Source organism: Ercella succinigenes, assembly GCF_900002895.1.
Map to the genome: position 1 here is coordinate 65,602 of NZ_CDHP01000072.1, position 14,086 is coordinate 79,687.

General features: G+C 37.7%; 11 protein-coding genes and 1 riboswitch. Of the genes, 5 read left to right on the forward strand and 6 right to left on the reverse strand.

All coding sequences use genetic code 11. The annotated features are described in order from the left end of the window. Window positions 1-50: 50 nt before the first annotated feature. Window positions 51-1,109, forward strand: a complete 1,059-nt coding sequence (locus AC0KSB_RS14885; protein ID WP_472310552.1) for a tetratricopeptide repeat protein — start codon at window positions 51-53, stop codon at window positions 1,107-1,109. Window positions 1,110-1,118: 9 nt separating this feature from the next. Here the strand turns inward: AC0KSB_RS14885 and AC0KSB_RS14890 are convergent, their stop codons facing one another. Next, on the reverse strand, window positions 1,119-3,065 hold the full coding sequence (locus AC0KSB_RS14890; protein ID WP_472310554.1) for a DUF1565 domain-containing protein: 1,947 nt from the start codon (window positions 3,063-3,065) through the stop codon (window positions 1,119-1,121). 200 nt (window positions 3,066-3,265) lie between these two features. Here AC0KSB_RS14890 and AC0KSB_RS14895 point away from each other — a divergent pair, with 200 nt between their 5' ends. The 3 genes from AC0KSB_RS14895 (at window position 3,266) to AC0KSB_RS14905 (ending at window position 6,532) form a co-directional block, all read left to right on the forward strand. Continuing rightward, complete coding sequence (locus tag AC0KSB_RS14895; RefSeq protein WP_472310556.1) at window positions 3,266-4,150, forward strand: AraC family transcriptional regulator; 885 nt, start codon at window positions 3,266-3,268, stop codon at window positions 4,148-4,150. Window positions 4,151-4,152: 2 nt separating this feature from the next. Continuing rightward, window positions 4,153-5,112 (forward strand): AraC family transcriptional regulator, encoded by a 960-nt coding sequence (locus AC0KSB_RS14900; RefSeq protein ID WP_472310558.1) that lies wholly within the window; start codon window positions 4,153-4,155, stop codon window positions 5,110-5,112. Window positions 5,113-5,278: 166 nt separating this feature from the next. Further along, window positions 5,279-6,532, forward strand: coding sequence for an L-rhamnose isomerase (locus AC0KSB_RS14905; RefSeq protein WP_472310560.1), 1,254 nt, complete (start codon window positions 5,279-5,281; stop codon window positions 6,530-6,532). Between the two features lie 94 nt (window positions 6,533-6,626). Here AC0KSB_RS14905 and ribH read toward each other — a convergent pair whose 3' ends face one another. From ribH to ribD, 4 genes are all read right to left on the reverse strand, one after another. Further along, the gene (gene ribH / locus AC0KSB_RS14910) at window positions 6,627-7,091 is read right to left on the reverse strand and encodes a 6,7-dimethyl-8-ribityllumazine synthase (protein ID WP_472310562.1); all 465 of its coding nucleotides are present in this window, start codon (window positions 7,089-7,091) and stop codon (window positions 6,627-6,629) included. A gap of 107 nt (window positions 7,092-7,198) precedes the next feature. After that, entirely contained in the window at window positions 7,199-8,398 is a 1,200-nt protein-coding gene (locus tag AC0KSB_RS14915) for a bifunctional 3,4-dihydroxy-2-butanone-4-phosphate synthase/GTP cyclohydrolase II (protein WP_472310564.1), read from the reverse strand. An 89-nt stretch (window positions 8,399-8,487) separates the two neighbouring features. Beyond that, window positions 8,488-9,165 carry a riboflavin synthase gene (locus AC0KSB_RS14920; RefSeq protein ID WP_472310566.1) on the reverse strand — a complete coding sequence of 226 codons (678 nt, stop codon included), beginning with the start codon at window positions 9,163-9,165 and terminating at the stop codon, window positions 8,488-8,490. A gap of 55 nt (window positions 9,166-9,220) precedes the next feature. Then, a complete protein-coding gene (ribD, locus tag AC0KSB_RS14925; protein ID WP_472310568.1) occupies window positions 9,221-10,336 on the reverse strand; it encodes a bifunctional diaminohydroxyphosphoribosylaminopyrimidine deaminase/5-amino-6-(5-phosphoribosylamino)uracil reductase RibD in 1,116 nt (371 codons plus the stop codon). A 103-nt stretch (window positions 10,337-10,439) separates the two neighbouring features. Beyond that, window positions 10,440-10,553: riboswitch (FMN riboswitch) on the reverse strand. Between the two features lie 257 nt (window positions 10,554-10,810). Between ribD and AC0KSB_RS14930 the strand changes: the two genes are divergently transcribed. Continuing rightward, the gene (locus tag AC0KSB_RS14930) at window positions 10,811-12,127 is read left to right on the forward strand and encodes a glycosyltransferase family 2 protein (RefSeq protein ID WP_472310570.1); all 1,317 of its coding nucleotides are present in this window, start codon (window positions 10,811-10,813) and stop codon (window positions 12,125-12,127) included. Here AC0KSB_RS14930 and AC0KSB_RS14935 read toward each other — a convergent pair. Next, window positions 12,124-14,001: a DUF4914 family protein gene (locus tag AC0KSB_RS14935; RefSeq protein WP_472310572.1), complete on the reverse strand. Its 1,878-nt coding sequence runs from the start codon at window positions 13,999-14,001 to the stop codon at window positions 12,124-12,126. The two genes, AC0KSB_RS14930 and AC0KSB_RS14935, sit on opposite strands and share 4 nt — an antisense overlap. Between the last annotated feature and the right edge of the window lie 85 nt (window positions 14,002-14,086).

The following is a 14,086-nucleotide window of genomic DNA, read 5'->3' on the forward strand; positions in this document are numbered from 1 at the left end:
AATTGTTGCTTAGTAGATTTCACAGTGATAAAAAGCAAAGCAGGTGTACTATGAAAAAAAAGATATCAAATCTGATTGAGCTTAACAACGACACTCAGACGCATCTCTTTGATGGAGCTGCATTCTGGGCAAAAACAAAAATTAGACTTTTGGTAGCAATGTTGCCTGGATTCGCCGTCTCTCTTTTTATCATTTACCGCTGGATTAGTATGTACAACATAAAAGCGGCAAGAGGAATAAGTCTGGGAGAACAACTGTTCGAATTATTTGTGTTTCTTTTGTTGATTTTTTTGTTTCTGCAGTTGGGTTGCCTAATTGTTTTTTTCTCTGTTAAAAAAGCAAGAAGGTGCAACTGCTTTTTCACAGAATCCGGTATCCCTGTATGGCGCAAAAGCAGTACAAATTTGGGAGATGAACATGATCCTGATTTTATAATTCGTGATTATAGAATCAAGAGAATAAAGTCCCTATCAAAGAAAAGTAATGGGACCATAATCGTCCAAGGTGAAATAGATAGCGTAGAACTCCATAATGATGGTGAACCGAAAAAAACTGTCATAAATGATAAACTCGTTGATGACATTAAAACAAGAAAGAGAATTACTATTCCTCCATATTATCAAAAGATGGATGTTATCTGGAATATTTTAACCACTCATTATCAAAAAGTAGACCCAGAAAAAAATATAATATCTGCCAAAAGCAACTGCTGCAAAGAGGACAAAACTGCATCTATCGACTCAAAGCAGAATCAACAGGAAGAGGAAATCGATGCTTTGATAGCTGCGGCTGCAAAGCAAGATCCGGAGGCAATGTTTAAGATAGGCCTTTTGTATTATGTTGGTAATGAATCATCTGCATTGCAAAAACTAGGCGATTATTATTATGGAGGGAAAGATGTACGGCAAGACTATGCCAGAGCCTTTGAATGGTTTGCCGATGCTGCCGATGCAGGGCATAGTAAAGCCGCCCTCTATGCAGGCAAGATGCTGCAAGACAAAGGCGGCTCTGTTATTAAAGGTAAAAAAGGACAAGCACGAGCTTACTTAACCATGGCAGCAAATGCTGGAGATGAAGAAGCCAGAATAATTCTTGGGCAAAATGAATAATTCAATACTTTATTCCCAGACCTTTATCCTGTTATGTCCTGCTTGCAGTTTTTCAAATGGTCCGGCAAGAGGGTTGATGCCTCGTGAATTAGACAAATAATCTTTATCCAAAGTTATAGGATTGCCATTTGGATCATCAAAAATTGCATCAACTATTCTGACGGTGCCCAGAGAATCTGTGGAATGAATTTTTGTAGTTAAATTCTCTATTTCTTCAGGAATGGTTATTTCCAGATATACACCGTCATTTTCTTCTACGATTGCAACTTTGGGATCAAATTTTGGCAAAACAATATTATTCTGTTCACTATTGAAGGCTTCTGAACCATGAAAATAAACATTGCCGTCAATATATACGGGTTGCTCAATCTGGAAAAATTTCTCATGATCGCCATTTCCTGCGTCAAGAATTTTTTTGTGATAGTCTTCAAACGAGGGAGAAAAATCGTTGTAACCTGCTGTGCCGCTGAAAGATTCTTCTTCTGGTATTTCAAAACCGCCAACGAATATATTATTGTAAAGACGGTCGTCACCACTATAAATAACTGCTACGCCTGCAACCTGAGTAGAATGAGCAAAATGATAAGGTGTGGCTCTGTCCAGTGTTTTTATTCTCCTCATTGAGCCGCAGCAAAGATTATTTACATAGGCGCCTCCTTGAGCAACATTATCAAAACTATAGGTTGATGCAAAAATATTATTATCGACTAAATGTGGCCCATGTGTTACTTCTATAAACAAATCACGATCATTTCTATAATACAAATTGTTATTGACACGAGCTCCCTGAGCCTGCCAGTCAAGCCAGGTTCCGAGGGTGCAATCGTGAATTCTGTTATTATGTATTTGTACATCGATTGCAGCATGTAATTTTATTCCTGCAATTTCATAACCGAAAAACTCGTGCTTAACGGCTATATTATAAATATGATTATTATAAATCTCACTGAAGGCACAGCCCATATGACCAACTATTCCGTTTTGTCCGCAGTCAAAAATGACATTGTTTCTAATAATATGAGAACCGATTTTCTCTTTTGACCAGCCTATCTGAAGCGCACGGAATACTGCTTCCATCTGATATTGATAACCAGGTTTTTGCTGACGCCTTGTGCATAGATTGTGACCTGTTGAGGCTTCTTTACCAATGCTGATAGCACTGCATTTCGAATCATGAATTATATTGTCTTCTATGATCCAGCCTTTGCTCCAGTTTGCTCCGATTAAACCCGGCTGATCAGCGGTTGGCGGAGTCCATGGAGTAGCGGCATGTGCCATTTCAAATCCTCTGACCGTAATATAATTCATACCTGTTTTTTCTGGATAGAAACAGCATTTGCGAACATTTATTTCTACCAGCTCTTTGTTTGGATCAAAATTATGAAAGTTAGCGTAAATAGTAGTAGTTTTATCATCTGTTTCGCAGTACCACTGGTAGATTGAACCTTCAGGATCAAGCAGTTTTTCTGTACGCTTTGTCCATGGAGGATTTGTTCCAATTTCTCTTTTGATCGGATTGCGAATTTCTTCCAGAGATGCTGCTTCATACAGTGATTTGCCATTAAGATACACTTCGCCTGGATGCAAAACTCTATCTGCAGGGTGAATAAGCCAGTCACCTGATAAAATTTCTTTATAGGGATTATAGTCACCAAAAATTTCATTGGATAACATAACTTTCCAGACACCGTTTCCTAAGGCTTCCCAATTTTTAATAATCTCAGAGCCTTTTATTACGACCTTATCGCCTTCGGCAGCCTCATAAGTTATACGGTTTATATTGCTGTAGCCACTATGTGCTGGTTTAACCCATTCTCGGTATTCGCCTGCATGCACAATTATATGCGAACCGGTTTCGGCAATTTCAGCAGCTTTTGATATCGTGCGGAAAGGATCGCTTTGACTTCCGCCATTATTATCATTTCCATTAACTGAAACATGATAAATTTTATTCATTAAAAACACCTCTTTCTCAAATTCTATTGGATATTTTTTATAGATGGCATCTTTCAGCCTACATTCAAGATAATACTGCTGCTTTAATCAAACTACTTAATATTTGTGATGTTATGCTCAAATATTGCTATAATTAGTTAATATCAATATTTGTTTTTAGGCATAGCTGCTTTTATTAGAATAGGTTGGGGCTGGTAAAAATGAAAGATCCGTCTATTTTTGAGAATAATCATTTCTATAATGGCTATTCATATAGCATTTTTTATTTCCAGGAACTGGAAACTTTTCCGTTGCACTGGCACCATTATGTTGAAATCATTTACACTATGCAAGATGGTTTAATATATGAAGTAAATGGACAGACTTATAATATGAAAAAAGGAGATATTCTTTTCGTCTGGCCTGGAGAACTGCATTCCATTATTTATCAACCAAGACCAAATAATACTTTGATGTTGCAGTTTGATTCACAATTATTGACTGATAGGCTTGATTTTCAGAAAATGGCATATCTGTTTTACCGGACAAGATTAATCACCTCGACAAAAGACCTTGGTGCCAGTCTCAAAGATATTTTATTACAGATATTGGATGTTTCTGTTAATGAGAAAATTTTCCCTGAAATTAAATCATGTATGTTAATTTATGAATTCATCTTGTTGCTTGGACAAAATCTATTGTCTGAAGGTAGTATAAAAGACAGGAAAGTTATTAAACACAGGGATCAGGTTGAACAGCAGATGTTAAGAGCCTGCAATTTTATAACGACTCACTGCAATCAGAAAATATCTTTGGAAAATGCAGCCTCGGTAGCAGGATTTTCTAAATATCATTTTTCAAAATTATTTAAACAATATACGGGCCATAGTTTTCCGGAATTTCAGGCAAAGGAACGTTTGAGAATTGCCGAGGTACTTTTGATGGATCCGTCGATCACTGTAACAGAAGCTTCTCTGGAAGCTGGATTTGAAAGCATTTCTACTTTTAATAGAGTCTTCCGGCAGTTTAAGAAAGTAAGTCCGACACAGTTCAGAACAATGTACATGCTTTCTGATTCTGAAGACCGCAAGAAAGAAGGAACATAATAATGAACAACTTGCTTTTAGAAGAGTTAAAAAAAATAACATCAGAGGAACAAGATATATTGTCCGGCAAATCAGAAATCAACAGAACCTTATATATGAGTAAGGAATCCGATCAAATTGACTCTTCGATACTACTTGAGCAAGGCCGGTTAATTACTTTGCGTAAGCATACAAGATTTATTCATTTCCCGGAACATACGCATAATTTTGTGGAAATGATTTATATGTGTAATGGCAAGACCAGACATAAAATAAATGGAAATGACATAATTTTGAATAAAGGTGAGATTTTACTACTAAGCCAGAATACGACACAGGAAATATTTCCTGCGGAAATGGATGACATTGCGGTAAACTTTATCATTTTACCACAGTTTTTTGACACAGCAATAAAAATGATGGGTGAAGAAAAGAACCAGATTAGAGATTTTTTGCTTGATTGCCTGCGAGGAAATAGTGGAGGGAAAGGATATCTGCTTTTCAAGGTAGCAGACATATTACCAATACAAAACCTGATGGAAAATCTGGTCTGGATTTTTGTCAGTCAACAAGGTAACAAAAGAAGTATAAACCAATTAACGATGGGGTTGTTATTTTTACATCTTGCCAATCACACTGAGAATCTGCATGTAGAGCCTGGCGATGAAAGACAGCAGCTGCTCCTTCATGTTCTAAGATATATAGAACAGCATTACCATGATGCAGAATTAAGAAAGCTGGCAGAAGAACTGCATTGTGATGTAAGCTGGCTAAGCCGCGAAATAAAGAAACAATCGGGAAAAACTTTCACAGATCTCTTGCAGAACAAATGCCTTGATCAGGCTTGTTTTTTGCTAAAGACAACAAAATTCAAGATAAGTGATATCTGCCAAAGTGTCGGTTATAAAAACTTCAGTTATTTTCATCGTCTGTTTTTCTCCAGGTATGGTGTATCGCCAAAAAAATATCGTGATAACAAATAAGGACAGTTTTTTAGTCATCTCATGTACTTTTTAGCTGCCTCTTTCTCTATTAAAATTAGTGTTAACAGTTTATGATTCAGGACACTAATAATTTCAGTATTTCTGGTAAAAACTTACAGTAAATAAACTTGGACAGATCAAAATTCATTAAAAGGAGAATGTTTTTATGAGTAACAGATATGAATCTGCTAAAGAAATCTATGCTTCTGTTGGTGTAAACACTGACGAGGCAATAAGCAAGCTCAAAGATATCCCTGTGTCACTTCATTGCTGGCAAGGTGATGATGTTACCGGTTTTGACCATGATGGTCCTTTGACCGGAGGCATTCAGACAACAGGAAATTATCCTGGCAAGGCAAGAAATCCGGAAGAACTTCTTCAGGACATGGATAAAGTAATGTCACTTTGTCCTGGAAAGAAAAAACTGAATGTCCATGCCTGTTATGCAATCTTTGAACCAGGTGAATTTGTCGATCGTGATAAGTTAGAACCAAAACATTTCAAAAAATGGGTTGAGTTTGCTAAAGAACGCAATGTAGGTATAGATTTTAATCCTACATTCTTCTCACATCCAAAAATGAAAGATGGACTTACTTTGTCCAGTCCCGATAAAGAAATTCGTGATTTCTGGATAGAGCATGGTAAAGCTTGCGTACGTATATCACAGTATTTTGCTGAACAGACCGGAATCCCCTGTGTCATGAATATCTGGACAGGCGATGGTTTTAAGGATATTCCTGCCGATAGAATGGAACCACGTATACGTTATAAGGAATCTATCGAAGCGATCCTTGCAGAACCTTTTGATAAAAAGCTGGTAAAACCATGTGTTGAATCAAAAGTCTTCGGTATAGGCGTTGAATCCTATACGGTTGGGTCTGCCGAATTTTCGTTGACTTTTGCGGCTACTCATGAAGGATGTCTGCCACTGATGGATAATGGACATTATCATCCCACCGAGGTTGTTTCTGACAAAATACCTTCTTTGCTCAGCTTTTTCCCTGAAATTGCTCTGCACATAACACGCCCGATTCGCTGGGATTCAGATCATGTGCTGCTTTTTGAAGATGAACCGCGTGAAATGGCAAAAGAAATCGTTCGCTGTGATGCTCTCGATCGTGTTTATATGGCTCTTGACTATTTTGATGCCAGCATTAATCGTATATCTGCCTGGACAGTGGGTTTCCGTAGTTGGCAAAAAGCTTTGCTGATGGCTTTATGTACACCTCATAAACTTTTAAAACAGCTTCAGGATGAAGGTAGATTCTCAGAACTGATGGTTGTTCAGGAAGAACTAAAGACACTTCCCTTTGGGGATGTCTGGACAAAATATTGTGAAGACAACGGAATAATTGCCGATGCTTCATGGTTTGATGAAATCAAAAAATATGAGGCTGAAGTTCTTAGTAAAAGGCAATGATAGATTTAAGGTTTGCCCAATATAATAAATCTTGATTAGAAAAAGCCACTGTGTCTGTTCCCAAAGGTTTAGACACAGTGGTTTTTTGATAAATTTATAGTTTAGAAATAAGATTACACATTTCAACGGCCGTTACTGCAGCATCAAAACCTTTATTTCCTGCCTTGGTACCTGCACGCTCAATTGCCTGTTCAATACTGTCAGTAGTAAGCACACCAAAAATAACAGGTTTTCCAGTCTGCAATGTTACATGGGCAATTCCTTTTGAAACTTCATTAGCCACATAATCAAAATGAGGCGTGGAGCCCCTGATTACTGCCCCCAGGCAAATAACCGCATCATATTTATCGGATTGGGCCATTTTTTGTGCTATCAGAGGTATTTCATATGCACCAGGAACCCAGGCTATCTCAATATTGTTTTCATCAACACCATGTCTTTTAAGACCATCAAGAGCACCACCAATAAGTTTATTAGTTATAAATTCATTAAACCTGCCGGCAACAATGCCGAATCTCTGTTTATTGGCAATTAGATTGCCCTCAATTATTTTTACCATTTTTTTCTCCTTTCAAATTGCAAACCGCTTAAATTTATTCAAATTTTTTGAAACAAAATACTAAGGTATAAAAAAGCATTTTGGAAATTAGTCAGTTTTTGCGTGCTTCATTCAATCAAGTGTCCCATTTTATCCTTTTTTGTTTTCAGGTAAAAATTATTTTCAGCTTTTGCTTCTATTTCTATCGGGACTCTTTCGACAATTTCCAGATCAAAGCCGCTTAAACCGTTTATTTTCTGAGGGTTATTAGTCATAATCCGAATTTGGCGAATTCCTAAATCACTGATAATTTGAGCACCTATCCCATATTCTCTTAAATCAGCATCAAATCCTAAAGAAAGGTTTGCTTCCACTGTATCTTGCCCTTTATCCTGTAGCTGATATGCACGTATCTTATTAACAAGACCTATGCCACGACCTTCTTGACGCATATACAGGACCATACCTCGACCTTCCTCGGCAATGCGTTTCATAGCTGCATCAAGTTGTTCTCCACAATCACAGCGCAGTGAGTGGAAAGCATCTCCTGTCAGACATTCGGAATGTACTCTTAGTAAAACAGGTTCTTCTGAAAAACTTTCCTCACCAAGCGTAAGTGCAACATGATGTTCCCCTGTAATCTCATTTTCATAAGCATGAATTGTGAAATCACCGTATTGCGTTGGTAGTTTAGCTTTAGCAGCATGACTTACCAGCTTTTCCTGCTCGTTTTTTCGTCGCCACTGGATTAGATCGGCAACCGTTATCAAGCTCATCTGATGTTTTTGGCAAAACTCAATCAGCTGAGGTAATCTTGCCATTGTGCCATCATCGTGCATTATCTCACAAATAACACCTGCAGGTTTTAATCCTGCTAGTTTGGCAAGGTCTACTGCCGCCTCAGTATGACCTGCTCTTTGCAAAACACCACCTGATCTGGCAATGAGTGGGAAAATATGACCTGGCCTGACAAAATCATCGCTTGCAGCAGCAGGATTAATTAACTGTTTTATAGTTTCTGCCCTTTCAAAGGCAGAAATTCCGGTATGTACTGATTTGGCATCGACAGTGATGGTAAAAGCTGTACGCATGCTTTCGGTGTTTCTTTCTACCATCAAAGGTAATTCAAGCACATGTGCTCTTGCTTCCGTTAAAGGAACACATATCATTCCTTTTCCGTAGCTTGCCATGAAGTTAATTGCCTCTGGCGTAACCTTATCGGCTGCCATTAGCAGATCCCCCTCATTTTCTCGATTTTCATCATCAACGACAACAATCATTTTGCCTTGACGAATATCCTCAATTGCCCGTTCTATTTTTGTGAACATAAAAGCCTCCTTACCAGTCTTGTATTTGCTATCTTAGCTAACAGAATCTGTCTCTTATTTTCTGGTTTGTTTTGAAATTATTTTTGTTTTTAGTAAAAACCATGCTCTTTCAAATAATTAAAATTGATTGCCGAATTTTTACTTTCTCCAGATTTCATATCATTTGGATTATTATTATTTTTAAATGTTAATAAGCGTTCTACATACTTGCCGATCAGATCACACTCTATGTTGATGTGATCGCCTGGTTTATAACTGCCGATAATTGTTGCTGCTGCGGAATGAGGGATAATAGAAACTGAAAAATCATTGTTTCCGGCATTAATTAGAGTTAAGCTGACTCCATCTAGTGTTACCGAGCCTTTTTCTATCATATATTTCAGCAATTCCGCGTCGGCTTTAATTTTTAAAATTATTGCATTTTGCTCTTGAACAACAGATAGCAGAATGCCTGTTCCATCTATATGACCACTAACAATATGTCCTCCTAAGCGATCGTTCAAACGCAGTGCCCTTTCGAGGTTTACCTTGCTGCGAAGTTTCAGTTGAGATAAATTTGATCTTCTGATAGTTTCAGGCATAACATCTGCTGTGAAACTGTCTGTTTGCACCTCCGTGACAGTTAAACATATTCCGTTAACAGAAATGCTGTCACCCATATTAGTACCACCTAGTATCTTGTTTGCTTGAATAACCAGTTTAGTTTCTTTGCCAAAATTATTTATTGCTTTAATTTGACCTGTTTCCTCGACAATACCTGTAAACATTTTGCGCCTCCTGTAAACATTTTATGAGTGTCTCTTTTTGAAAAAATTAAAATTGTTATGTGTAAACAGGGTAACCCTCTATAAGCAAGTCTTCGCCACAACCAGTAACAGTAAGATCAGAAACCTCTATTGCCTGTGACATTTTTTCTATTCCGCAGCCATTAAAGCAAGATACAGCATTACAACCACCAATGATTTTTGGTGCCATAAAAAGCATAATTTTATCAATTAAACCCAAACGTAAAAACGCTTCATTTAATTTCCCGCCGCCCTCCAACATAATGCTGTCAATTCCTATTTCCCCAAGATAAGATATTAAGGAGCAAAGATCGATCTGTTTCATCTCGTTTTCCACACAGACAACTTCAACTCCTTTTTTTACAAGAGTAGCAGCTTTTTGAGGGCAAAAACGAGATGTAGACGCAAGAATGACCTTTGTCTGATTATCGCAATCAAAAACTTTGCTATCCGGATTAAGGCAATTGCTGCTATCTAAAATAATTCGAACGGGATTTTTCGTATCTTCGTCTGCCATTCTGGTGGTTAAAGAAGGATTATCAAGTAAAACTGTATTTTGACCGACCATTATTGCTGCAATTCGGTTTCGCCAGTGATGTACAATTTTTCTTGAATCAGTTCCAGAAATCCATTTAGAATCTCCTGAATTTGCTGCTATCTTACCGTCAATGCTCATTGCTGTCTTCATCAGAATAAAAGGCAGACCTGTCGTTATATATTTGATGAAAATTTCATTGAGTTTTTTAGCTTCTTTTTCACGAATACCTATCTCAACTTTGATTCCGGCTTTTTGCAGTTTTTCCACCCCTTTGCCTGTGACCAGTGGATTGGGATCCTTCATAGCAATGGCAACAGATTTAATACCTGATTCAATAATCAGATCTGCGCATGGAGGTGTGCGCCCTTGATGTACACATGGCTCAAGATTGACATAAAGTGTCGATCCTTCAAGGTTAACTCCTCTTTTTTTCGCGTCATTTATAGCTGCACGTTCAGCATGATCATGACCTAGTGCCGCATGGTAGCCTTCCGCAAGTATTTTGTTGTTTTTGACAATAACGCATCCTACCAAAGGATTAGGATTTGTTTTGCCCCAGCCCTTTAAGGCAAGATCAATTGCATAATCCATCCATTTATATTTCTGATCATTCATAGTAATCTCCCCGTTGCGGAGACAAAAAATCCCCGAAGTTAAAACTTCAGGGATCATAATCAGTTAATCTGAAAACCAGATGAATCGTAATTCAAATAACAGACTTGCTCTTCTTCCATCCAGACTTTACTGTCGGCTCCGGAAATTATCCGGATCTGCCTTTCGGCTCGCGGGCTTTACCGCCGGTAAGGAATTACACCTATCCCTGAAGAACTTTTATTTAATTATGTTAGAACTATAACACCACTGTTTATTTTCGTCAATATGATAAGTGCGGTATAGGAATGCTAAGAAGTATATTCTCATCAATGTTTTCAGGATTAATGCAAAAGTAACAAGAAATGGCAAATAAAAATTTTGGCGGCGATGAAAACAACATCTTAATTTTTAACAAAAACATTAAACAAATCTTAAGAAATTATACTGCTTGTTTTAATAAACGATACTGTATACTTGGCGTCGGAGGAAATGAAAATGAACGTTGTAACTGTATTTAATATCGTAATCGCCATATTGTTTTTTTCTTGTTATGCCTATCAGATAGCATATATACCGGTATCACTATTTGGCAGAAAATTTTCGAAAATGAATAAAACTAATAGACCAAGAGAAGACATAAGTAATAAAGAAAAACAACTACCTTCAGAAACAAATAATTATGCGATCCTTATTTGTGCCAGAAACGAAGAAAATGTTATAGGGGAACTCATAAAAAGTATAAAAAAACAAAATTATCCAGAAAAAAGCATAAAAATTTTTATAGTTGCTGATAATTGCACGGACAGAACAGCAGAGTTGGCGCGCAGTAAAGGTGCTTATGTTTGGGAAAGGTTTAATGAGCAAAAAAAAGGTAAGGGATATGCATTAGAATTTTTGCTCACTAAGATTGATCTGGCATTCAAGTTAGACAGCTTTGATGGCTTTCTGGTACTGGATGCAGACAATATTCTGGACGAGAACTTTCTCTATGAGATGAACGAAACTTTTTGCTCCGGCTATGAAATTATCACAAGTTATAGAAATTCAAAAAATTATGCTGATAATTGGATTTCTGCTGGCTATTCCCTCTGGTTTTTAAGAGAAGCACGTTATCTTAACGAAGCAAGGATGAATCTTGGCACAAGTTGTGCCGTTTCCGGTACAGGGTTTATGTTCAGTCGCAATATCCTTAGATCTTGTGGAGGTTGGCCTTTTCATCTTTTGACAGAGGACATTGAGTTTACAGTTCATAATGTAATAGGAGGCAAAACCATAGGTTATTGTAGGAAAGCAATTTTATATGATGAACAGCCTGTAACTTTCAGTCAGTCTTGGCGACAGAGAATGCGTTGGGCTAGAGGGTATTTGCAGGTTTTCGGTAAATATGGAAAAAGCTTAGTCTCTGGTATCGCTGGCAAAAGCTTTTCGTGTTTTGATATGACGATGACTATAATGCCGGCAATTGTACTTACTTTGCTTTGCATGTCAGTAAATACAGCATTTGGTGTATTCAGCTTGATTTCAGGAACTTCACCGATTGAGCTTATTCTGCCCTCAATTTTTAATGTATTAAGACTATATTTCGGCCTTTTCTTTATTGGAGCCATTACTACAGCAACGGAATGGCATAGTATCCATGCAAGTATCAGGCATAAAATAATCTATACATTTACTTTTCCGATATTCATGCTTACATATATACCAATTTCCGTTGCTGCTATGTTCAAAAGAGTAGAATGGCAGCCGATAACACACAGTAGAGCAGTTAATCTCGATCAGATAAGGAGGCGTAATATCTGTCTGCCTGATTAAAATCTTATAGGTATCAGCTCGACAAAATCATCAACAGTCCCATCAGACATACAGCAAGCAATTATTTTTCTGCCGAGTGGATGTAATTCAGGAACATCAAACTTAGATAATTCTCTCTTGAAGAAATCAGACAATATTTTAGCACCTTTGTTGAAGCCTTCATCACCTACCTCATGTTGTCTATTTACTTCAAGGAGGTCTTTTGGTAAAACTGTTCCTTCAACTTTTATACCCTTTAGAGAATAGCCAAGCAAAGAGCATTTTGACTCCTTAAGCTGATCTGCGCTGAATTTTGCACCACCACGTCTGGCCAGATATTCGCGAGCGATCCACTGCGACATAAAACCAACCTTATATGCACCTATATGCTGATTAGGTATCAGAATATAGCGTGTATTTGGTGTTTCAAGAATCTGCTCAAGCAAAAGATTTGCCTGATCGACCTGTTTTCCGGTAGCAAAAGGCCAATAAGAACCGATACCTTCACTGCTCATGCCTTGAGTATCCGTAATACTAGGATTATCATGTCCTCTTGGAGCAACCAAACGCCATAACCAAGCCAAAGCCGGAGGTAATATATGGAAAAGCCCAATTATGCCATAAGTTGGATGCTCTTTTGTACAAGGAGGAGTACGAACTCCAAAACTTCTAATATCAATTTCACATGGCTGATTTTCAATATTAGGAACAAATCTCCTCGGCATTATGACTCGAGGATTCGGACATGCTTTATCGGGCGTATCCATAATATGTTCCCATAAAAGACAAGTTGAACCTGGAACGGCATCATAATTCATAAAAATCAACGGGCCTGGTGGATGTATACACATACTCTCCAGATAGGGATCGGTATTATATTTTTTTATGTGATTGGTACGCAAAAACCAGCCTTGTTCGGCATCTGTTACAACCAATTTTTTGCTTTCGTTTTGCAACTTTGGATGACAAAGAGCCATATCATCTGTTACAGGTCTTAGCTCACAGGTATCTGCTATTTCTATATAGTTTTTGTCTTCAGAAATCACATTTTTTGAAAGAAGGATTCTTCCATCTAGTTCACGATGCATCTCTTCTATCATTTCGCTCTTGCCACCGCCGCTGGCACCTTCATGCATAATTGTAATTGAATTATCATAAGGTGTAACGATTTTAACAGTAGAGCCATGAGCTGTTATCCAGCCTTCTTCCTCGCCTATCTTTATTAAAACTCCATAAACTCCTTTTTTGGCACTGGGTCCTGGATAAAGATTATATGAGAACAATTCATAAACGTCATCAAGACGATTATGGACTACCATTTGTTTGCCCTCAAAATGAGTATGGCGAAATGTAGGTGCCAGATATATAATAGCTCTTGGCTCAAAATCATCAGGAATTTTACTTGCAGGAATAAACCCTTGAAGATCTGCCAGTCCTCCAGCGAAAAAACCAGCATTATGCGGCGCTACTAAAAGAGCCGGGTACCCTAATTCTTCTCCACCTGCCATAAAAGGCATCATAATCAGATCCTGACTAGCAAGCCATTCAAAACTTAGATTTCTCAGTGAATCGAAATCATTTCCATATCTATCTTTATAACGCTGCTTATCAGTTTTACCCTCGTCTGCAATAACCATGCAATCAGGATCGCGGCGTCTCATATATAAGTCTGTGTAATTCACTACCGCACCATTCTTGCATTTGGCAACAGTTGCCTCAACAATGCGTCCTTTGCCAGGTACATCATAAGCAACCTCGAAAAGATCATTATTTGCCGAACCCAATGCCATATGCAGCAAATCTTCGCGGCTTTCAGGGATTGTGATTTTCATTCCTTTACTGACAAGATTTTTTAGCTCCTCAGTTAATACAATTTTAGAAATTTCTACACTCATTTTTACTTTTCCTCTCTAAAAAATAAAAGCCAATATTTAAACTCCTTTAGGAATTTAAATATCGGCTTACTAATCGTCTTGTTGC

Excerpts from the sequence above, each read along its gene's own strand:
- AC0KSB_RS14935 (WP_472310572.1), bottom strand. The coding sequence starts at position 14,001 with ATGAGTGTAGAAATTTCTAAAATTGTATTAACTGAGGAGCTAAAAAAT.
- AC0KSB_RS14915 (WP_472310564.1), bottom strand. The coding sequence starts at position 8,398 with ATGTTCACAAAAATAGAACGGGCAATTGAGGATATTCGTCAAGGCAAA.
- AC0KSB_RS14930 (WP_472310570.1), top strand. The coding sequence starts at position 10,811 with ATGAACGTTGTAACTGTATTTAATATCGTAATCGCCATATTGTTTTTT.
- AC0KSB_RS14890 (WP_472310554.1), bottom strand. The coding sequence starts at position 3,065 with ATGAATAAAATTTATCATGTTTCAGTTAATGGAAATGATAATAATGGC.
- AC0KSB_RS14900 (WP_472310558.1), top strand. The coding sequence starts at position 4,153 with ATGAACAACTTGCTTTTAGAAGAGTTAAAAAAAATAACATCAGAGGAA.
- AC0KSB_RS14920 (WP_472310566.1), bottom strand. The coding sequence starts at position 9,165 with ATGTTTACAGGTATTGTCGAGGAAACAGGTCAAATTAAAGCAATAAAT.
- AC0KSB_RS14885 (WP_472310552.1), top strand. The coding sequence starts at position 51 with ATGAAAAAAAAGATATCAAATCTGATTGAGCTTAACAACGACACTCAG.
- AC0KSB_RS14905 (WP_472310560.1), top strand. The coding sequence starts at position 5,279 with ATGAGTAACAGATATGAATCTGCTAAAGAAATCTATGCTTCTGTTGGT.
- ribH (WP_472310562.1), bottom strand. The coding sequence starts at position 7,091 with ATGGTAAAAATAATTGAGGGCAATCTAATTGCCAATAAACAGAGATTC.
- ribD (WP_472310568.1), bottom strand. The coding sequence starts at position 10,336 with ATGAATGATCAGAAATATAAATGGATGGATTATGCAATTGATCTTGCC.
- AC0KSB_RS14895 (WP_472310556.1), top strand. The coding sequence starts at position 3,266 with ATGAAAGATCCGTCTATTTTTGAGAATAATCATTTCTATAATGGCTAT.